The following is a 19321-nucleotide window of genomic DNA, read 5'->3' as shown; positions in this document are numbered from 1 at the left end:
TGCTGTCTCTGGCGGGTGTTCAGCTACGCGGCGTTTCGGTCGGCGTCCTTGCGCTGGGTGACGTAGGCGCGCACGTCGGCGGGGTCGTACCGGAGGTGCTTGCCGATGCGGAAGCCGGGCGGGCCGGTCCGCTTCTTGCGCCACTGGTAGACGGTCTCGATGGGCACCTCAAACATCTCGGCGATGTCCTCGGGGGTGAGGTACCGGTCCGGGAGGCCCCTGCGGAGGGCGGCGCGGGGGTCGTCTTGGACGGAGGCGGGGGCGCTCACTGTGTCCTCCACGAGTTGGAAATACATTGCTGTGAGTCGCGACTCATCGGCACTCAGCGGCTCTCAGAGGGGTCTTGAGACGCGGTGAGTCGCGACTCAGGCAAATGTGGTTCGGACACGTTCAGCGTGATCCCGGTGTAGGTGACCACCTGCCGGCCGTACTCGTCGCGCGGGCGGGAGCGGCTGAGCTGGGGGACGACGGAGAGCAGGTTGCGGCCAAACACCTGCTTGGTGCCAGGGCGGACGCCGTTGTCCTCGGCCCACTCCCGCCAGATCGTCCACAGCGCGTCCACGGGCACGCTGCACGTGGGTCCGGTGGTGCAGCGTTCACGGACGAACGCGGACGTGGGTGAGGCGGTGTCCTGCATAGTCGTGACCGCTTCACGGCTGGATGCCGGTTCGGTGATCCGACCCGTCTGCTGAAGGCGGGCGAGACCGTCCAGGGCCCAATTGAGGATGCCGGGCATCTCTGCCACGAGCCGGTCAAAGAGGGTGGGATCTTCCTTGCCCAACCACGACACCCGCATGTTGAGCAGCACGAACCGCTTGGCGATGACCCCGGAGGAGTCGCCGAAGTGCGGCAGCTCGTTCGACAGGATCACCAGCCGCGTGGGCAGCTTGCCCGTCCACACCTCGCGGTACTTGCGGTCGATGTCGATCGTGTCCTCACCGGAGATGGTCAACAGCCGTTCCACGACCTGACTGTTGTCGTTGCCGGACAACCGGGCGTCGGAGATGACCGCGAGCGGCTTGCCGATCAGCGTGGACAGACCGAAGTTCGTGCCGAGTCCGGCCAGCGTCGGTCCGGCAAGGTTCTCCTTGCCGACCAGCTCTTTCAGTACGCGGGCGATGGTGCCCTTGCCGGAACGGGACGGGCCGACCATGAGCAGGATCTTCTGTTGGTCAGTCCGGCCGGACAGGACGTAGCCGAACCACTGCTGAAGCGCGGTGATGGCGTCGGGGTCCTCCGGCCAGATCTGCGACAGGAAACGGTGCCACGTCGGGGCGGTCGCGGCGGGGTCATAGGGGAAGGGCACGGAGACGAGGTTGAAGAACCCGGGAGTATGCGGCAGCAGCGCGCGGTCTCGGATGCGCAGCAGCCCGTTCTCACACGCCACGATCGGGCCGTCCTCGTGCCCGCCCTCGCCGTCGAGCCACACGGGTGCGTCCACGTCGGTGGGCAACAGGGTGATGGCTCCGAGCGCGTCGAACAGGTTGCTGATCTTCTGTTTCGTGGGAGCCCAGGCGCGTTCCTCGGTCTCGCCGTCCTTGGCCGGGGCCTGGTAGACGACGTGTTCCAGGCGCTCGTACATGGCCTTGCGCACCTGGGCTTCGTCCAGCTCGCGCCAGCAGGTACCCGTCCAGCGCATCCACGAGCCGCGCCAGCGCCGGTACACGAGCTGTCCGCCCTCGTTCTGCCAGTCCGGCAGCAGCCGGCGCGCAACGGCGAGCGGGTTGGAGGGTGCGGGCAGTTCCTCGGCCCGCGGGTCAGAGCGAAGGGCAATGGGGACGCCCTTGCGGGCGGCGCCTTTCGGCTCGCCCACGGCCGCGCGCGGTGCGGCCTGTACGGCGTCCTGCGGGCCGTTGGCAGGGGCGTCGGGCCTGTGCATCATGCTGCGGCTCCCTGGCCGGTGTCGAGGCCGTTGGCGACGGCGCGGCGGGCGTAGTCCTCCGGCACGCCCACGGTGACGGCAGCGGCCACGATCTCTTCCCCGAGCGCTTCCAGCCCGCACGGTCCGGGGCAGGCAATGTGCTGCACGGCCAGGAACCGTGCCACGCCGAACGCCTGCGACCCGGCGCCCGATTCGGTCCGGGCGTGTACGAGGCTCAGGCCGCGTTCGAGGCCGGTGCGCACGAACCGTTCGGTGTGGCTGCACCCGGTGGCCGCGTGGCGGCTCCAAGGGGCGCGGGGGATGGAAGAGACCACCTTCACCGGGGCGGGGGTGGTGTCTTCCTTCACGAGCAGGGCGCGCACGGTCGACGGCAGTTTGACCATGCGGCCGGTGCCGTGGCCGAGCCAACGGACGTACTGCATTTGCGACTTGATGTCGACGCCGGGGCGCACGGCGTTGGCGGAGCGCACCACGCCCCGGTAGATCCAGTGCTGTCCGCGCGTGGTCGGCACGATCCGGGTGGCGGGCAGCGTCTCGCGGGCCCAGTCGACGGCGGCGGGGGTGTCGAGGTCGACGACGGTCAGCCCGGCGCCGCCGGGGTGGTAGCCGACGGCGACGGCCTCACGCCAGGCGGCGGCCCATGCGGGGGAGGCGAGGACGCGGGTGTCGAGGGTGGCGGCGGCCCACGCGTGGCAGGGCGCCGGGCACTGGCAACCGCCCGCGCTCTTCATGTTCGGCCGGCCGCCGCATGCGCCGCCCGCACAGCGGGGGCAGTTACCGAACGGCACCTTCCCGGCGCGAAGCGGCAGCGGCGGCACGCCGTGCGCGGCGAGTTCCAGCGCGGTGCGCATCAGCTCAGCCGTGGCGGGCCGGTGGTCTCGCCGATGGTCGGTGAGTTGGGTCATGCTGGGTGTCTCCAGTCCTGTTGCAGGGTGCTGGGGGACAAGGGCGGCCCCGGGTCTTTGGCGAGATGTGGGGGCCGCCCTTGGCGTAGCTAGAAGGGCGGTTCGTCGCTGTAGCCGTTGGAGGCCCACGGGGCACGGCCGGGGTGGCGCCGACGCAGCCACCGAGGCCTGCGCGGCAGGGGCAGCAGCAGCCAGCGATGGTGCTCGTTCCAGCAGCCGCAGGGCTCCCAGTCGCTCCCGGCGTACTCGCCCTCGGAGTCTCCGTAGGGGTACTCGGAACCGCCGTCGCCCTTGCAGTCGCCGCAGTCGGGGCGGAGCGTGTCGGTCAGGATCAGGGCCCGGCGGGGCCAGTGGGCGACCTGGAGACGGAGCCGGGGCAGGATGCGGCCGTTCACGCGGCGCCCTCCTCGGTCTCGGCGGCCATCTCGTCGACCTGCATGAGCAGGTTGCCGAGCTGGCGGCGGGTGATGTCGCGGCTGTAGGTCGTCGGCAACCCGTCGTTATCCCAGGCCAGTTCGACGGTGACGATCTCGTTCGGGTCGATGTCCACGTTCGGTGCTCCCTTGGTCAGCCGTTGAAGGTGCTGCGCTTGATCACGGCCTTGCGGATGTTCACCGTGCTCCCGTTGAGTCCGCCGCTGATGGCGCGGGCGGGCATGCGCCAGGCGAGCACGGCGAGGGCGATCCACATTGCGGCGCCGGAGGTGAACCCGGCGGCGGCGTTGATGACTTCGCCGATGCCGTAGCCGACGCCCGCTGCGAGGGCGCCGCCCCCGAGACCGGCCCCGAGGAAGCGCTGTGCGATCGGGTCCACGAGGGGCAGCGGGGTGAGGTCGCGCGGCTGCGGCATGGGCATCGGGGGCGGGGCGAGGTGCTTGGGCATGGGGACCATGCGGCCGTAGGCGTCGGGCACCCAGACCACGGGGCCGCGTTCGACGGCGGTCGGGGCGGGCGCGTACAGGTCCAGCGATGCCGGGTCGTACGCGGCGGCGGTCGTCGCGTCTGTCCGCAGGGCGGGGACGTGTTCGTTCACGGGTGGGTCTCCTCTCACTTGCCGAGGGCGGAGAGGGCGTCGGCGGACGCCTGCACGAGGTTGTGGATGGGCTCGTAGGCGCCGGTCCCGGCGACGAAGAACCCGAACAGGAACAGCACCAGGGCGGCGCCGCCCCCGGCGGACTAGGTTTTGACGGCGAGGGCGGACGCGGCGCCGAACAGCAGCACGGCGGAGATGTTCAGGACCATCGGGGTTCCTCCGGAGAAGGTCAGTCGGCGGTGCCCGCGCGGTAGATGCGGGCCCAGCGGTTGTAGAGCCAGCGGCCGACGCGTATGCGCTTGCCGGTCGCGTGACAGCGGCGGCAGTCCTTGCCGCGCTTCAACCGGCCTTTGCGGTCGTGCTTGAGCGCGTGGCCCATGCCCCGGCACTTGCGGCAGTTGCCGAACGGCGAGGCGGCACAAACGGCGACGTAACACAGAGTGACGTCGAGGGTCAGGGTGATAGCGAGCAGGGCAAGGCTCATGAGGGGCCCTCCGGGGCGGTTTTCGGGGGTTTCCGCAGGTGGGCCGCTATCCGCTAGCGACCTGATCAGAGCGGGTTTGGGGCGCTAGCGGGGCCGCTAACGTTAGCGGGGTGTGCCGCTAGCGCTAGCGGCCCGGATGCTCAGCCCGCGTCCCGCTTTCCGTCACGCTCCGCAATCGCAGCGGTGATGTGGGAGCGGTCGATACCGCGCCGGTTGACGACCTTGCCCTTGATCCGGCGGCCCACCTGGATGGTGGAGATGCCGTGCGGCTTGAGGGCGGCGGCGAGGGCGTCGGGGTCCCATCCGCCGTAGATGTCCTCGCGCAGTTCGGCGAGCCGGGCGACGACGGTCTCGGACCACACCTTGGGCTCATCGGCCGGGACCACGGCGAGGATGTCGGCGAGCAGGTCGTAGGCCGGGCCGGTCACGGTCTCGGGGGCCTCCCCGAGCGCGTGGCCGGACAGCAGTCCGGCCTTCTCCCGTGCCTTGCGGGCGCGGGCCGCGATGGCTTCGGCGCCGGGGGCGTCCACGAACACGCCGGAGACGATCCGGGCATCTGAGCCTTCACCCACGAAGTAGTGGATGCCCTTGTCACCCCAGGCGAACATGGTCGCCCGCACCCCGCGCTTGTAGGAGGACGTACCGAGCACCATGTCGTTCTCGGTCTGGCCCATGACCTTCAGGCACCAGCGGGCCGCCGCGTTCGCAGAGATCCCGGTGGGCAGCGACTTGGCGTCCGGGCGCTGGGTGGCCAGCAGCAGCACAATGCCGGTGGCCGGCCCGCGCTTGACCAGGTCGGTCGCGATCTCTTCCAGCTCCTTGCCGTGCTCGGGGTGCTCGAACAGCACCTGGCACTCATCCACCCCGATCACGACCGGGTGCAGTCCCAGCGAGCGCTTGTCGGCAAGGGCGCTGGTCACCTTCGACTCGGGGCAGACGTCCCGGGGCAGGGACCGGATCACCTTGGTGCGGCGCCGCAGTTCCTCGCGCAGGGCGCGGAAGTCGGCGAGGACGTAGGCGATTTCCTCGTCGTCGTCGCCCGCCGCGTGGCGGTGGGAGACGGCGTTGCCGACCGGGTCGAGGTCGCCGGTGCCCTTCATGTCGTAGGTGTGCGGCTCCGCCCGCGGGTCGAGGGCGGCGATGAGCAGCAGCAGCCTGAGCAGGAAAGTCTTGCCCATGCGCGGGATGGCGCCGATGACTCCGGCGATGTACATCAGGGTGATGTCGACCCAGCGTCCGCGCTGGTCGGTGCCGTAGGCGACGGGCTTGAACAGGTCGACCGTGCCGGACTTGGCCAGCGGCCACACCGGCTTCTTCGCCTTGGTCAGGTCCTGGTCGCCGACCCACAGCACGAGGTGCCCGGTGTGCTCCTCGGCCACCGCTTCAGGCCACACGCACCCGAGCGGGCGGCGCAGGCCGGAGGCGAGCCGGTCGCGGCGCTCGATGACGTCGGTCACCGTGACGCCGTAGGGGAGGTGCCCTCCGCACGCCAACCCGGGCCGTCGCGGGTGATCGGCGCGGTGAACTCGAACCCGTCCCGCCCCTTGGCCTGCGCCTGGTTGATGGCCGGGATGCCGAGCGCCCCGAGTGCCCGCAGCACGATGTCACTGGTGAGCTTGGTCGCCTTGGGCAGTTCCACCGCGCGGTGGATGACCGGGGCATCGGCGCGGCGGCCGGCGAACCCGAGCGCCATCACGACCGTGCTCACCGACACCGCCTGAAGCCAGTCGGGGGCGAGCACGTACATGGCGAGCGCTGCACCGAGCCCGACGAACATGGCCAGCACGGCCACGAGGGTGCGCAGTCGTACGCGGCCGTCGCGCTGCCGGGACAGCTTCAGGTACTCGGCGGCGTCCTCGCGGCGCACGGCGGCGAGTCGGACCCGGTTCGCCCTCGCGGTCGGCCACCCACCGCATGGTGCCGCCGACGAACCGGGCGGCGCCGGTCGGGGCTTGCAGGGTGAGGCGGGCGGCGTAGACCGGGGCCCGCAGCGCGTGATACCCGGCGGCGTGCGCGTAGTGGCGGGCCACCCACCCGGCGGCGGTCTTGAGTTCGGCGAGCGAGCGCAGCCACTCAGGAACGACCGCACGGCGGTGGGCCCCGGCGAGCCGACCGAGGTAGCCCGGACCGGTCGCCCTGGGGGTCGGCTGGTCGACCATCACGGGCGTGGTCGGGTCGGCCGACTCCGTGCCCGACCGACCGGGCTCTGAGTCGGGCGACCGGTCGGCGTCGAGTCGGGCGGTCGGGTCGGCCGACTCGATGCGGGCCGACCGTGCCTTGTCGAGGTCGACCACCTCGGCGCCGGAGTCGGCGGCCATCTCGGCTTCAAGTCGGTGGAACAGTTCGTTGTCGTCGGGGTGGTTCACTGAGATTCCTTCCACTTTCGGGTGTGAGGGAGAGCGGGCCCGGCCGTCGCTGTAGGAGGTGGGAGGCCGGGCCCGTGTAGCGATGCTGAGCGCCGTACGCGTCAGGAGAGGACCGGAATCCGGTCCCAACGCGCGTGCGCTACAGGTTGAACAGGCCGCACTGATCCGTAGAGGCCGCGGGCAGCCGCTTACGGGCGAGCCGAGCCGCGGCGGTGTGGCAGTTGGGGCACCACGCGCGCAGCTCGCTCGCCGGGAGTCGGGCGGCGGCGACGTCGGTGGCGAGCGGGTCGACCGGCGTGGCCATCAGCCGCACCCGGCGCCCGTGCTTGCTGGTGTAGTGGTCGTGCTCGTGCTGGCACCGCCCCTGCCCTTTGACGTGGGGGTTGCCGCACTCGCCGGTGCACTGGCAGCGGTAGTCGGCCGTCTGCATGACGGTGCGGAACAGGGCGGCGCCGACGATGGGTGTGCTCATGCCGTCGCCTCCTCTCCCGAGCGGCAGGACCAGGGGGAGCAGCCGAGCGCGGCGCCGTCTTCGGCTTCCGCGTCGGCAGCTGCGGCGAACAGGTCGCCTTGCCGGTCCGCCCACTCGGTGCGGCTGACGCGGTCGATGGGCGCCTGATCCAGCGGCAGCAGACTGCGATGCAGGTACGGCGCGGCCTTGATGCCCCGCAACTGCATTTCCCGTAGGCGGTGGTCGAAGTCGACCGCGTCCGCCCATTCCTCGGGGTAGTGATCGCGCAGCTCGCGCCACTGCCGGTTGCCGTGGTACGGGCACCCGATGCACGCGCTCTTGGGTGTCGTCCCCCAGCCGTGGGAGCGCAGGTAGCGCAGGCAATCGCTACGCGTCCAGCCCTCTCGCCCGTCGGCGGCGCCGTCCATGTCGAGCAGCGGGTGCACGTTGCGCAGGTAGCGCACGCCCGCGTCCTTGGCTCGCTCGAACTCATCCCGGCTGATGCCGATGGACTGTTCAACGAACACCCCGGCCGGGACCGGCTTCGGGTGCGGGTAGCCGAGCAGCTCCCGCACCTTGGCCTTGATCGGCTTGACCTTGTATTCCTCGGTGCACTGCCGTCGCACCATCGCCGCGCGCTGTCCGGACTTGTCGAGGACGAAGACCGGCATGCGCACGAACGAGCCGGGGTTGAGCGAGTCGGTGCGCAGGTTCCCGCTCACCCGATCGGCGTTGCCGTCCTTCACACGGACGCGGTAGAGGGGGATGCCGGCGGGCTGGGCAACCTCGTGCTCCAAGCGGTCAAGGTGGGCATAGACGCGGTCCGGTTCCCATCCGGTGTCGGAGAAGATCGCGGCATCCCACTTCGGCAACCGGCCCTCCGCGGCCAGCAGCAGCAGCGTGGTGGACTGCACCCCGGCACCCAGCGAGAGCACCCGAAGCCGCGGCGCCGTCATGCCGCCACCCCCACCATCGGGGCGTCCGTGCGGGTGCCGGTTCGGCCCGCACGCCGTCCGGTGACGGTGGCGAACAGCCAGCCGAGCCCCGCGCGGTGAGTCCCGGCACGGGCCTGCTTGGCCGCGTACATCGCCTCGTCCGCCCTTCGCAGCAGGCCGGACAGGTCATCGGCGGGGAAGTCCGCGGCGCGCACCCAGCCCAGCGAGACGGTGGTGCGGACGGCCGGGTCCTGGCCGTCGACCGGACGGGCGAGCACGCCGTGCAGCACGGCGAGCAGATCCCCGGCGGTGCCGTGTTCGTCGATGAGCACGGCGGCGAACTCATCGCCCCCGAGCCGCCCGGCGACCCCGGCACGGCCTACGTGGTGGGCGAGCCTGTCGGCGGTCGCCCTCAACAGGGCGTCCCCGGCCGCGTGCCCGTAGGTGTCGTTGATGTGCTTGAACTTGTCGACGTCGGCCAGCACCACGACCGCGCGGGGGTCCTTGAGCAGGGCCGTGGCGCGGCGGGTGAAGCCGTCGCGGGTGCGCAACCCGGTGAGCGGGTCACGCCGGGCGGTGTTCAGGCAGCCTCGCAGCCACCACACGTGAACCGCCCATCCGGCGGCGAGCGGCAGCGCGGACAGCAGGACCGTGGCCAGGGTGCTCACGCGGCCACCCCCTCGGCGCCGTCGCCGGAGGCGTCATCGTCGGGAGCGTCCACGGGGTGAAGGGCGCGCCCGTCGGCCCGCTCGGCGAGCAGGGCGTCACGCACCTGCCGGGCGGGACCGGAGCCGCAGTGCAGTTCCTTGCGCAGCGCCTCGGCGTTGATCTGGCTGTCCTTCCAGTCGGCCGTGGTCGTGCGCGCTGCGGCGAGCAGTTTGGCCGTCGTGCGCTGTGCCGTCTTGGTTTTGCCCGTGGTTGGCCGCTTGCGCGGCGGCTTCGGCGCCTCGTGCGTCGGCTTCTCGGGGGTCTGCGGCGGCTCCGGGGCGGCGGGCACGTCAGCGCCGGCGGGGGCGAGTTCGCCCATGCGCAGCATCACGCGCTCACGCCGCGGGGTCCTCCAGCGCCACGCCACCGGGCCGAACCGCTCGTGCAGGTCCGCACGGGTCAACAGTCGCTCACGCTCGCAGGCGAGTGCGTCGGTGTAGGAGGTGACCTCCCACAGCGTCATGCGGCGCCACAGCGCGAACGTGGACAGCGGCGCCAGCAGCCAGCGCGACCATCGGATCTTGTCCATGCGCCGCCCGGTGATGGCACCGATGCGCACGGCGTAGACGTGCGCGCCGATCTCGGAGAACACCACCCACAGCAGCGGCATCGTTCCGTGCGCCACCTTCGCGGACAGGACGTGCCCGGCCGCGACGTTTAGCCAGCACGTGACCAACGTCAGCACCCAGGGCACGAACCGCACCCACGCCAAGGCCATGTCCAGCCGGATCAACAGCAGGTTGGCCAGGGTGAACACCGGGATGGCGATGTCGATCGCGATGGGCAGGATGTGCGGGTTGCTGAAGCCCCACCTCGCTGCGGCCAGGGACACCGCGTCGAAGGAGGAATACAGGCCCAGGGCGCCGACCGCAGCGGCGGCGAGCGCGCCGACCGCAGCAAGCCAGACCTCGGGGAACGTCAGCTTTGGCACCGTCGGACGCTCGGCGGTGGGCGTGGTCTCGGTGGTCATTCCGTCACCCCCTGGCGGGGGTTCTCGGCGTGGCTGCGCTGGCTCGGGCGCGTTCGCGGGCCGTCGACCCACGGGAACGGTGGGATGGTGTCGGCGGCAGTGAAGACGCGGATGGCGGCGCCTGCCGGGGCGTCGGGCAGGGGGTAGACCCTGCCGCGTTCCAGCGAGGCCAGGAGGCGGGCGGCGTGGTGCTCGCAGCCGTCGGCCCCGGCGTTGTGAGCGTCCAGCACGATCACGACGGCCGGACCGTCACACGGCGCCGGGTCCTCGGGGTGAGCGGCGGGGCAACGCGCGGTGTCCGTCATGCCGCACCCCCGGCGGTGAGCAGGAGCGCAAGGATGAGCAAGGCGCCGCCGGCCATCGTCAGATCAACGGCGCGGCGCAGGAGCCGGAACTTGGCGACTGCCAGGCGGGACAGGCCCGCGATGTCAGCGGCGAGGTCACGCGCCACCGCATCACTGATCTGCTCGGGGGCAAGGGTGGCCCACAGCGGGAAGCCGAAGCGCTCCCTGTGACTGCCCAGGTTGGGGCGGACCGACCGCAGCAGCAGACCGGCCGCCGAGACCAGCAGCACCATGCCGAGGCTGCCGGCCGCGAGGGCGGACCGGGTGAGCGGGACGCCGTGGCCCACGGTCCAGGCCCCGGCGAGGACCGCGCCGAGGAACGCCAGCAGCAGACCGGTCTTGGTGTCGGTCCGCGCGATCTCCGCCTTCACTTCGGCGTGTGCCGCGGTGAGGCTCTGTCCGGTCGTGGTGCTCATGCGGCACCGCCCGGCAGGCGCGTGGTGACGGTGCGGTTCACCAGCGCGACCCGCGCGGCCAGCGCTCGGCGGCGGGCACGGCGGATGCGGCGGGCGTCCAGCTCGGTCGGGACGCGGTCCAGCGTGACGATCTGCGCGTCGAGGAGGTCGACGTCCGCCAGGATCACGGGCATCTCCTGCTCGATCGCGTCCAGTTCCGCGTCGGTGGGCTCGATCCAGTCGGCGAACGCGGTAACAGCGTCCTGAACAGTGACGATGGGGTTCATGGGTCGTGATCTCCCTGGAAGGTGGAACGGCCCGACAGCGGCTCCTGGGTGGCACCCCGGGAGCCGCGCGCCGTTGTGGGTGAAGCCGCGTCAGGTACGCGGCGAAGATGATCTAGCGGTCGTTGACCTCGGTGATCTTCACGTTCCGGCCGTAGCCGTCGCGGTGGCGCACGAGCTTGAAGCAGGAGCCGCCGACGTCCGTGATCCGGTGCGGCTCACCCTCGTAGTCGACGTCCGTGCCGATCTGGTTGGCGTTGGGGTGCTTGGGGTTGGTGATCCGGCGCATGCTTTTCCCTCTCGGGTCGCTGGAAGGTTGGATGACCGACCGTCTGCCAATGCGCGGCTGACGAGTATCCGGCTCCCCTCAGCGCTGCTCGTACGAGACGAGCAGCGGAGGCAACCGGCCGCTGCGGGTTAGCGGTCCCGGCGCTCAAGCTCGCGAGCGATGTCGTTCTGCGTGGTGATCGCGCTGAGCGAGTTGTGGCCGCCGGCGCGCTCACGGGTGATCGGGTCGTACTCGCGCTGCAACTCGTCGCTCTTGCGGTTCTTCATGTCGGAGGCGGCAGAGGAAGTGCTCGAACGGAAACGCATGTCGATCTCCCTTAGGGATGTGAGTGGCCCGCTGGTCAGCGGGAGTGCCCCGGCCTGCGTTCGAGGCGTAGGCCCGAGATCGGCCGGACCGGGGCTGTAGCGGCTAGGCCGCTGAAGGTTCTGCGGAAGTCGAATCACTCAGTGCCGGTAACAGCCCGAGAGCCGTAACCGGGCAGGTCACCCGGCCTGACATGGACGGTCAGGGTGGTGACCCGCACCCATCGACCACCTGTGTTCGGGTGGCTGGGTCGGCACTCTGTTGAGTTTTTGGCAGTGCTGAATCCGGGCCTTGCATCCGGGCACTGACACAGCCGGTGAAGCCCTTCCGGGTTTCGTGGTCCGGCGAGTTCAGATTGACCTAGGTCAATCTGTCTGTCAAGGGGGTGCGGCGTAGGGCCGTCGAGATTGACCTAGGTCCGGCTACTCTCGGAGGTATGGATCAGAGCCCCGAAGTGCCCAAGCCCACGCCGACGGCCAAGGAGATTGCGGCGCAGTTCCGCGAGAAGATCACGGGCACCGATCGTGAGTACGCTGCGGGGGACCGGCTTCCAGCAGCTCGCGCACTCGCCAAGGAGCTTGGAGTGCAGCTCATGACTGTTCAGAGCGCGTACGGCCAACTTCGCGACGAGGGGTTGATCCTTACTCAGCAGGGGCGCGGGACGTTCGTCCGTGACCCTGAGGCCCCCCTCGGCACCGAGCCGGGCAGCAGCCCCGCTTTCGCCGCCCTGGCCGCAGAGCTCAGCACGATTCATGACGCACTCCGGTTGCTCGGGGAGCGGCTTGACCGGCTTGAGCGGCTCGTGGGCAGCGAGACTCCACCCTCGTCGTGAGTGCGTCTGCCCGCTTCAGCAGATGTTCGACCCTGAGGCGCACGTCCCTCAAACTCGCTTTGATCAAAGCGAGTTCAGCAGGAGTCATGCATTCCAGCTCGCTGCTTCGCTCATTGATCCCTGGCATGCCAATGAGCATGTAGCCGTGAACGGCAGAGGACCCGGACAGAGTGTCCGGATCCTCTTTCCTTGCAGTTCAGATCGTTGACGGGTTGTCATCGGGTTACTTCGTCCACGGCGTCTAGCACTGCCCCCCACGGGAGTTCACGCCCCTCCGGCGCTTCGCGCGGCTCATGCAGCGGCCACACCTCCGGGCCGTAGACGATGCGCACGCCCCCCGCCCGGAGAGTGTCGATGTGGTTCTGCCACGCCGGGTGGCGGGTGTGCGCCGCGTTCACCCGAGGGAAGACGACGACGGGCAACCCGAGGGTACCGATCGCCTCGCCCACCTGGGTCAGTGCCTGGTTGTCCATCAGGCCCGTGGCGAGCTTGGCCACCATGTTGGCCGACGCGGGGGCTACCACGTAGCAGTCAACCGGTGGGTGCGGTCGTGCCTCGCCAGGAAGGCTAGGTTCATCGCGCACGGGTAGGCCGGTCAGCTTCTCCAACTGCTCGACCTCGCCGCTCATCCGTAGCCACTGGCCAGCGGTCGGCGTCAGAGTGACAGCCACCCGCCAGCCGCGCCCCATCGCGGGCTCAACCAGGCCGGTGCGCAACGCCTCTACGCCTCCGGCCGCCGACCCGACGACTCCGAGCACCCCACGCTTGCCTGAACTCACTGCACCGCCCTGCACCGTTGAGCCATCACGAACACGTCGGACGATCGCGAGCCGCCGGTGACCGGTGATTGCTTGATCAGATCCCGCAGCGTCTCGCGAACCCTCGGATTGTTGCGTACGAGCTGCGGCGACGTGCGTTCGGCCGTGCGGAGTTCTGTGAACGCCTCATCGCCCTGACCGTTGAGCGAGATAGCGCGTGCGAAGTCGGTGCGACACGCTGCGTTCCTGAGGCATGTGGTCGACGTTGATCCGGCCGTGTTTCACCACGTACGACACGTTGTCGAGGTCCAGTTCAACCGACAGGCGGTGAAGCACGACGTTCGTGGGCCCGAAACCTGTCTGCCAGTAGTTCTCATCCGAGCCGAGATCATCCGCGAGTTCCTCGGCTCGGTCCAATAGGCCGGTTGCGGTGGGCCGGTCCTGGTGGCGGGCCGCCGCGACGGCGGCCCGCAGGTGGATCATTCCGAGCAGACTCAACGCTGCGGGGTCGTTGTCGGTCACTTGAGACGAGAGCCATGCGGCGGCCGTGTTACCCAACTCCAACGCGTCGTCGTACCGGCCGTTGGCCAGGAGGGCGTGCGTGCCGGACCGCGCGGCGGACGCCAGCACGAGCGGGTCGTCGGACTCGTCCGCGGCACGCATCGCACGCTCCGCAGCGAGCCATGAAATATCGGACTCCCCGATCTTGGCGAGGGTCGTAGCTGCGAGGTGATGGGTGCGGGCCGACACGGCCCAGCAGTCGCTACGGTCCTCGCCGCGCCGTGCGGCCCGCTCCTCCAGCTCCTGCGCAGTCTGGAGGAGTGCAGGAAGCGCGGCGATGACGCTGCCGAGTCGCCCACCCTGGTAGTCGTTCCAGGCTTGCTCCACGCGCACAGCCACAGGCGCCGGCGTGGGGAGCTGCACCTCAGCTTCGGGGCCGAACAGCAGTCGAGACAGGCGGCGCGGGCTCATGAGCGCGTCGCGGACGGCCGGAACGTCGTCCTGCTGCCTTTCGTCCTCCATGAGCACCATCTGACCAAGCAGGTCCCCGCGGGGCACGCGCAGGATGCGCGAGAGCTCCGCGAGCATGTCGATCCGGGGAGGCTTCCGGCGTCCCGTTTCGATCTTCGCCAACCAGTCGGTGCTGCGCCCGACCAGACCGGCGAGCACCTCTTGCGTGTAGCCGCGACGCTTCCGGTAGAACGCGATGCGCTCACCGATGCTGAGGTGATCTCCAAGACCACGCATTACGTGCTGCCTCCTGCTGGTTGGGGGCCATGTATCACGGTATCGGGGTGCTAGAGCACGGAGGGCCGATCAACTGTGCATCATCACCAGGATCAGGGCTGTTCAACCGCGAGACCCGGACAGTCTGTCCGGGTCTCGTTCGTGGTGCGGTGCCGTGAGTGGTTCTGGAATGCTGGCCCTGACTGCACCCGATGACTCCCCAGCTGCCATCAATCTTGGCGGCTACGCCCGGTCATGAGGGGTCGCCAGGCACTCTGGCGAGAAGTTCGCGACGATGTAATCCCAAGCAGCTTTGGCCTCATCGAGAGTAAAGACAGGTTCACCGTCTAGGTACACGTGAACGAAGATACCAAAGGACCACAAGCTCTTCTCGCGAGCGGAGACCATGATTCGGTCTATCCCGTCAACATGGCACAAGCCGAAAGTGTGCCCTATCTCATGGATTGGGACATACTTCCAGATCTCATCGGGAAAATCGTCCGCGAAAGACGCTCCGGAAGCTTTCTCCCCTGTTAGGCCGCACGCTGAGTTGTGGAGTGGGCTGCTGAGACCGTGTAGCGTGTCGGTGTAACGGAAGATACCTACAATCACGGGGCGGCATAGGTCTGCCGTAGCTCCAATTTCGTTTACGGTCTTGTCGGTGCGCCCGATCACCCTGATGAGAAATTCGCTGAGTGACGTGCTCGCGTTCGGGATATCTCCGCCAGCGAGAATAATGTCCGATGGTGATGTCACAGGAACGTTCACTCGATCAAAGCTCAACATGATGCCCAGATCGCGTCCCTTTGCTTCAGCGGTGTCTATTTTGGTGTCCAATACGCCATCACGCATTGGAAGTATCAGGAACGGGGGTCCTTCGTGTCCACGAGAGCTCAGGTAGGTGTTCAGCTCTTCTTCAGATATAGGGTTGTCAATCTCGCCGCCCCCGCCTCCAACCACGCCCCCCTTCTTCAGAGTCTTATAGCGCTTACGGTGCCAGAATCCTTGAGGGAAGGAGAATCCGCACAGTTCGCGAAGGTCAATTGAGCCAGCCTCATGCAATGCCACCAGGTTAGGGATGCTGCCATTGCGTGGTGAGGGTGTCTCGGAGTCGAGGATGGTGCGGTAGGCAGTAGCGCGCAGCCGCAGTCCAAAAGCTCCATGATCTAGGCGGATGGCTGCCTTTATCCTGTCGCCTGTCGCCTGGTCGTACTTCGAGTCCAGCAAATCGCGAATGTGACTCTTGAGTGAACTGGTTCGAATCGCGTCAACGATTGCGGCGGCGAGCGTTCCTCCGAACGCTATTCGGATGAGGCGAATTGCAGTAACGGCCACACCAATTAGGATGCCGAGAATGCCGTCCCATATGCGTCGCCCGTCAAGCGTAACAATGCCGACGATGATGTCCCATGCTCCTCGTAGGATGGCTGCCGCGGCCGAGATCACTACCTCGATGACCTCGCAGACTGTGTTGGTGATAAAGTGACCGGCTATTACCACGCCCCACCCAACGACCTTAACCACGGTCACGACTAGCCAGCAGAACCATCCCCTCGGGTCATACCATGGGTAGTTCTTGCACTTCTTCTCAGTCTGTGACACCCATGAATCAATCGGGCCATAGACGTCGTCTATCCACTCGCTGATGTCGTGGCATACTCTCCGCTGCATGGTGATCACCACCGAGACTTTATGCGGCTGCTCTTACCAGATCTTTGCGCAACGTTTGGAGAGGCGCCGCTGGTGCGCAATGCCCGCAGGGCCCTGCGGAGCATGATGTAACTCCAGGCAAGCCCGAAAAGTTTTCCGAGTAGACCTGCAGTTATCGCTAGCGTTATCGAGATGGTGATTGACGTAAAGGACCACCCGTTCCTTGTTTGGTTAATCAACGTCAGCGCTAGCGTCACGAGAAAGGCGAGCATTCCGGCGCCGCATCCACAGTCGTTAAATAGGTGTCGGATTCTCTGAGCTTCACTCTTCCTCTCCTTAGTGGTCAGCTGCGGCAGGGAAATAACCACCTCCCTGACGGCTGGGCGGTTTAACCACGAGGCAAGGGCAAAGGTGCGCTCTATGTCGTCCTGATTGCCTAGCTCCAGAATCATGCAGACCTCGCTGATGCGCGAGTGAGACGAGGATTATTCGGGAAGTCGCCCACGTCGGTGCGCCGCGAAGAGTGGCTTCCCTGCTCTCGGTCAAAAGGCAGACTCGGTATTTCAAACGTATCTCGGGGTTCCGCCGGTTGCAAGTCGTGCTATTTCATGAAGAAGTCGAAAAATCACTACTTCAACACTTTCGGGCTTGTGACGTTGCATGCTGAACTTGCGCTGATGAGATGAACGGCATGGCCCTAAAAGAAGGACTAGGTAGCCCGTGATACACCCTGCTGAGTGAGTCTGGACGTGCCATCGCGAGCCGCTTTGGATTCTGGGATGCCGCTGGCTCTCGCCCATTGGTGGTAACCAGCATGTCGTGGTGTGTAGACGGGGCCGTCTGTGGGCCGTCGAAGGGCGGCCCACAGCACCCGACAACGACCAATGAGGACCGTTCGGCCATGGGCCAGCGCTGCACCAACGCCGATCGCATGAGGTCGCTCCGGGCCAACGTCACTTCCTGCGCAACAAGAAGCAGGAGTGGGAGGAGTACCGCTCGGAGGTCACGGCCTTCGAGCTGCGGAAGAACCTGCCGGTGCTGTAGGCACGGCCCCGACACCACACCCCCGTGTGGCCGGCCACCCGAACGGCCGGCCACACGGGGGCGCCCGGGTGCACAGCGCGCGCACACCTCGCCCGGATCATTCCGGGCGCAGCACCTCGATCTCGTAGTCCCCGCTGTCCTCGTCGATCGTCACGCCGTGGGTCTCGCTGCGGAAACCCGGGAAACGGCGGTCGAAGGTCTCCAGGGCGGTGAGGTAGCGCAGGAGAGGGCCGTCGGGGGTGCCGGTGGATTCTCCCGGCATGAGGACCGGGATGCCGGGCGGAGTGACCGTGACCATCGCGGCCGCCACCCGGTGGGCCGCGTCGGCGACGCGGACGCGTTCCGTGCCGCCCCGCACCAGCCGCTGGTAGCAGTGCTGGGGCGGGAACACCGGCTCCGGGAGCTGCTGGAACGCGGTTTCGAGCAGCTCCACCAGGCGGGCCGAGCGCAGCTCCTCGTGCATCTGCCGGCACAGCTCGCGCAGGGTGAGACCGCCGTAGCGCCTCGGGTGCGCGGCGACCGCCCCGGGCAGCACCCGGTCGAGCGGGGCGTCGGAGTCGTACAGGGCCTTGAAGTCCATCAACGCGTCCAGCAGCGTGCCCCACTTGCCCTTGGTGATGCCCATGGAGAAGAGGATCAGCGTGGTGTAGCTGTCGGTCTTCTCGACCACGATGTTCCGGGTGGCCAGGTACGCGGTCAGGACACGCGCCGGGATGCCCTCCTCGGCCATCTCCCCGGTCGCGGTGATCCCCGGGCAGGTCAGCGTGACCTTGACCGGGTCCAGCATGCAGTGGCCCTCGGTCAGGCCGGGGAAGCCGTGCCAGGCCGCGCCCGGCTCCAGCAGCCAGCAGGACTGCTCCGTGCGCAGCAGCTCGGGCGGGGCCTCCGCGAAGGGCAGCCGGTCGCCCGTCGCCGGGTCGGTGACCTCCTCCGGCTGCCACACGCCGAAGAACCACGGCGGCCGGTCCCCGGCGCTCGCCACCCGCCGCCCCAGCCGCACCATCTCCTGACGGAAGCGGATCGCCTCCGTCACCGCCTCGTCCAGCAGCCACTCGCCCTGCGGCCCGTCCATCATGGCCGTCGCCACGTCCAGCGAGGCGATCATCGGGTAGAGCGGCGAGGTGGTGCCGTGCATCATCAGCGCCTCGTTGAAGCGGTCGTGCTCCACGGGCGCCCGGGGCGCCGGCCGTACGTGCACCATCGCCGACTGGGACAGCGCGGCCAGCAGTTTGTGCGTGGACTGGGTCGCGAAGACCGTCGGCCGGTCCGGGCCGGGGAAGGCGGACGCGTCCACCGACATGCCGTACCGCCCCCGGTACAGCGGGTGGAACCGGGCGTACGCGAACCACGCCTCGTCGAAGTGCACCCGGGGCGTGCTGGCCGCGAGCGCCTTCGCGGCCGGTACGGCGGCGTAGCACAGGCCGTCGTAGGTGGAGTTGGTGAACACCGCGTACTGGGGGTCACGCGAGACGGCGCCCTCGGCGAGCGGGTGCGCGGCGATCCGGGCCGCGATCGAGTCCCCGGCCAGCTCGGCCGGCGGGAGCGGACCGGCGAGACCGTAGCCGTTGCGGGTGGGCACCAGGTACACGGGCCGGGCGCCGGAGACGACCAGACCGTGCAGCACCGACTTGTGGCAGTTGCGGTCCACCAGGGCGAGCTCGTCCCGGGTGACGCTGAAGTGGCCCACCAGCCGGTTGCAGGTGGAGTCGCCGTGCAGCACGAAGTAGCTGAGGTCGGCGCCGAACACGCGGGCCGCGTTGCGCTCGGCCTCCCCGATCGGGCCGGTGTGCTCGAACAGCGAGCCCAGCTCCTCCACCGAGATCGACAGGTCGGAGCGGAGCAGCCGCTCGCCGAAGTAGTCGTGGAAGGCGCGCCCCGCGGGCGACTTGAGGAAGGCGACGCCCCCGGAGTGGGCGGGGGTGTGCCAGGAGTACTCGTGGGCGTCGTGGAAGCGGCGCAGCGCCCGGAAGAACGGCGGCAGCACGTCCTCCCGGTAGGCGCGGGCGGCGCTGGTGATCCGGCCCGCGATGAACCCGGGGGTGTCCTCCAGCGGCCACACGTACCCGACGACCGTCTCCGACACCCACAGCGGCAGCTCCCGCACCCCCTCGTCGGCCATGACGAGGAACACCGGCAGGTCCCGGTACCGCCGGCCGATCCGGCGCAGTACGGCCGCCCCGCCCGTCGCCCCGTCGACGGCGGCGCCCGGCGTGGCGAGCGCGGCGCCGGGCCCGTCACCGGCGGCCCGCCCACCGGGCAGGTCCCAGGCGACGAGGGCCGCGGCCAGGGCCGCCTCGGTCCGCAGCACCGCGTCCGCGTCGTCGGCGGTGACGGCCCAGCGCACCTCGAAGCCGTCCGCCTCCACCGCCTCCCGGATCTTGCGCAGCTGCTCGGCCCCGGCGCCCTCGGCGCGCGGATGCTCCGGTACCGCGACCAGGATCCTGCTGTCGGCCATCCCGTGC

Annotated in this window: 21 protein-coding genes and 2 pseudogenes; 2 read left to right on the top strand and 21 right to left on the bottom strand. The window is 68.8% G+C overall.

The window, feature by feature from the left end:
- Positions 1-23 precede the first annotated feature (23 nt).
- The 17 genes and pseudogenes from ACZ3ZD_RS04930 to ACZ3ZD_RS04850 all read right to left on the bottom strand — a co-directional run bounded on the left by ACZ3ZD_RS04930 (position 24) and on the right by ACZ3ZD_RS04850 (position 11350).
- Entirely contained in the window at positions 24-296 is a 273-nt protein-coding gene (locus ACZ3ZD_RS04930; RefSeq protein ID WP_467393601.1) for a helix-turn-helix domain-containing protein, read from the bottom strand.
- Positions 297-322: 26 nt separating this feature from the next.
- Positions 323-1813 (bottom strand): DNA primase family protein, encoded by a 1491-nt coding sequence (locus ACZ3ZD_RS04925; RefSeq protein ID WP_467393599.1) that lies wholly within the window; start codon positions 1811-1813, stop codon positions 323-325.
- A gap of 65 nt (positions 1814-1878) precedes the next feature.
- Positions 1879-2787, bottom strand: a complete 909-nt coding sequence (locus tag ACZ3ZD_RS04920; protein ID WP_467393597.1) for a bifunctional DNA primase/polymerase — start codon at positions 2785-2787, stop codon at positions 1879-1881.
- A gap of 89 nt (positions 2788-2876) precedes the next feature.
- Positions 2877-3167 (bottom strand): hypothetical protein, encoded by a 291-nt coding sequence (locus ACZ3ZD_RS04915; protein WP_467394538.1) that lies wholly within the window; start codon positions 3165-3167, stop codon positions 2877-2879.
- Between the two features lie 11 nt (positions 3168-3178).
- Positions 3179-3337, bottom strand: coding sequence for a hypothetical protein (locus ACZ3ZD_RS04910; RefSeq protein ID WP_467393595.1), 159 nt, complete (start codon positions 3335-3337; stop codon positions 3179-3181).
- A gap of 17 nt (positions 3338-3354) precedes the next feature.
- On the bottom strand, positions 3355-3819 hold the full coding sequence (locus ACZ3ZD_RS04905; RefSeq protein ID WP_467393593.1) for a hypothetical protein: 465 nt from the start codon (positions 3817-3819) through the stop codon (positions 3355-3357).
- Between the two features lie 229 nt (positions 3820-4048).
- Complete coding sequence (locus ACZ3ZD_RS04900) at positions 4049-4303, bottom strand: hypothetical protein (RefSeq protein WP_467393591.1); 255 nt, start codon at positions 4301-4303, stop codon at positions 4049-4051.
- 140 nt (positions 4304-4443) lie between these two features.
- Positions 4444-6669 (bottom strand): annotated as a pseudogene (locus tag ACZ3ZD_RS04895) (cell division protein FtsK).
- Positions 6670-6808: 139 nt separating this feature from the next.
- Complete coding sequence (locus tag ACZ3ZD_RS04890; RefSeq protein WP_467393589.1) at positions 6809-7141, bottom strand: hypothetical protein; 333 nt, start codon at positions 7139-7141, stop codon at positions 6809-6811.
- On the bottom strand, positions 7138-8076 hold the full coding sequence (locus ACZ3ZD_RS04885; protein WP_467393587.1) for a hypothetical protein: 939 nt from the start codon (positions 8074-8076) through the stop codon (positions 7138-7140). Before ACZ3ZD_RS04885 ends, ACZ3ZD_RS04890 begins: the two co-directional genes overlap by 4 nt.
- On the bottom strand, positions 8073-8723 hold the full coding sequence (locus ACZ3ZD_RS04880) for a GGDEF domain-containing protein (protein WP_467393585.1): 651 nt from the start codon (positions 8721-8723) through the stop codon (positions 8073-8075). Before ACZ3ZD_RS04880 ends, ACZ3ZD_RS04885 begins: the two co-directional genes overlap by 4 nt.
- Positions 8720-9733 carry a DUF2637 domain-containing protein gene (locus ACZ3ZD_RS04875; RefSeq protein WP_467393583.1) on the bottom strand — a complete coding sequence of 338 codons (1014 nt, stop codon included), beginning with the start codon at positions 9731-9733 and terminating at the stop codon, positions 8720-8722. Before ACZ3ZD_RS04875 ends, ACZ3ZD_RS04880 begins: the two co-directional genes overlap by 4 nt.
- Positions 9730-10038, bottom strand: a complete 309-nt coding sequence (locus tag ACZ3ZD_RS04870) for a hypothetical protein (protein WP_467393581.1) — start codon at positions 10036-10038, stop codon at positions 9730-9732. The genes ACZ3ZD_RS04875 and ACZ3ZD_RS04870 overlap by 4 nt, the downstream gene beginning before the upstream one ends.
- Positions 10035-10493, bottom strand: a complete 459-nt coding sequence (locus ACZ3ZD_RS04865) for a Pycsar system effector family protein (protein ID WP_467393579.1) — start codon at positions 10491-10493, stop codon at positions 10035-10037. Before ACZ3ZD_RS04865 ends, ACZ3ZD_RS04870 begins: the two co-directional genes overlap by 4 nt.
- Positions 10490-10759, bottom strand: a complete 270-nt coding sequence (locus tag ACZ3ZD_RS04860) for a DUF6284 family protein (protein ID WP_467393577.1) — start codon at positions 10757-10759, stop codon at positions 10490-10492. The genes ACZ3ZD_RS04865 and ACZ3ZD_RS04860 overlap by 4 nt, the downstream gene beginning before the upstream one ends.
- Before the next feature lie 112 nt (positions 10760-10871).
- Positions 10872-11045: a hypothetical protein gene (locus ACZ3ZD_RS04855; RefSeq protein ID WP_467393575.1), complete on the bottom strand. Its 174-nt coding sequence runs from the start codon at positions 11043-11045 to the stop codon at positions 10872-10874.
- Between the two features lie 128 nt (positions 11046-11173).
- Positions 11174-11350 (bottom strand): hypothetical protein, encoded by a 177-nt coding sequence (locus tag ACZ3ZD_RS04850; RefSeq protein WP_467393573.1) that lies wholly within the window; start codon positions 11348-11350, stop codon positions 11174-11176.
- Between the two features lie 434 nt (positions 11351-11784).
- Between ACZ3ZD_RS04850 and ACZ3ZD_RS04845 the strand changes: the two genes are divergently transcribed.
- Positions 11785-12180, top strand: a complete 396-nt coding sequence (locus ACZ3ZD_RS04845) for a GntR family transcriptional regulator (protein ID WP_467393571.1) — start codon at positions 11785-11787, stop codon at positions 12178-12180.
- 215 nt (positions 12181-12395) lie between these two features.
- Here the strand turns inward: ACZ3ZD_RS04845 and ACZ3ZD_RS04840 are convergent, their stop codons facing one another.
- From ACZ3ZD_RS04840 to ACZ3ZD_RS04830, 3 genes are all read right to left on the bottom strand, one after another.
- Positions 12396-12896, bottom strand: a complete 501-nt coding sequence (locus ACZ3ZD_RS04840; RefSeq protein WP_467393569.1) for a flavoprotein — start codon at positions 12894-12896, stop codon at positions 12396-12398.
- A 228-nt stretch (positions 12897-13124) separates the two neighbouring features.
- Positions 13125-14186 carry a helix-turn-helix domain-containing protein gene (locus ACZ3ZD_RS04835; RefSeq protein ID WP_467393567.1) on the bottom strand — a complete coding sequence of 354 codons (1062 nt, stop codon included), beginning with the start codon at positions 14184-14186 and terminating at the stop codon, positions 13125-13127.
- Positions 14187-14408: 222 nt separating this feature from the next.
- Positions 14409-15845, bottom strand: a complete 1437-nt coding sequence (locus ACZ3ZD_RS04830; RefSeq protein WP_467393565.1) for a hypothetical protein — start codon at positions 15843-15845, stop codon at positions 14409-14411.
- Positions 15846-16772: 927 nt separating this feature from the next.
- Here ACZ3ZD_RS04830 and ACZ3ZD_RS04825 point away from each other — a divergent pair.
- Positions 16773-16859 (top strand): annotated as a pseudogene (locus ACZ3ZD_RS04825) (glutamine synthetase); the annotation flags it as partial.
- Positions 16860-16956: 97 nt separating this feature from the next.
- Here ACZ3ZD_RS04825 and ACZ3ZD_RS04820 read toward each other — a convergent pair.
- Positions 16957-19314: an Orn/Lys/Arg family decarboxylase gene (locus tag ACZ3ZD_RS04820; RefSeq protein WP_467393563.1), complete on the bottom strand. Its 2358-nt coding sequence runs from the start codon at positions 19312-19314 to the stop codon at positions 16957-16959.
- Positions 19315-19321 lie beyond the last annotated feature (7 nt).

It is taken from the genome of Streptomyces sp. NPDC023481, from assembly GCF_055560195.1.
The sequence above is the reverse complement of the archived record's forward strand: the minus strand, read 5'-3'. Positions and strand labels throughout refer to the sequence as shown.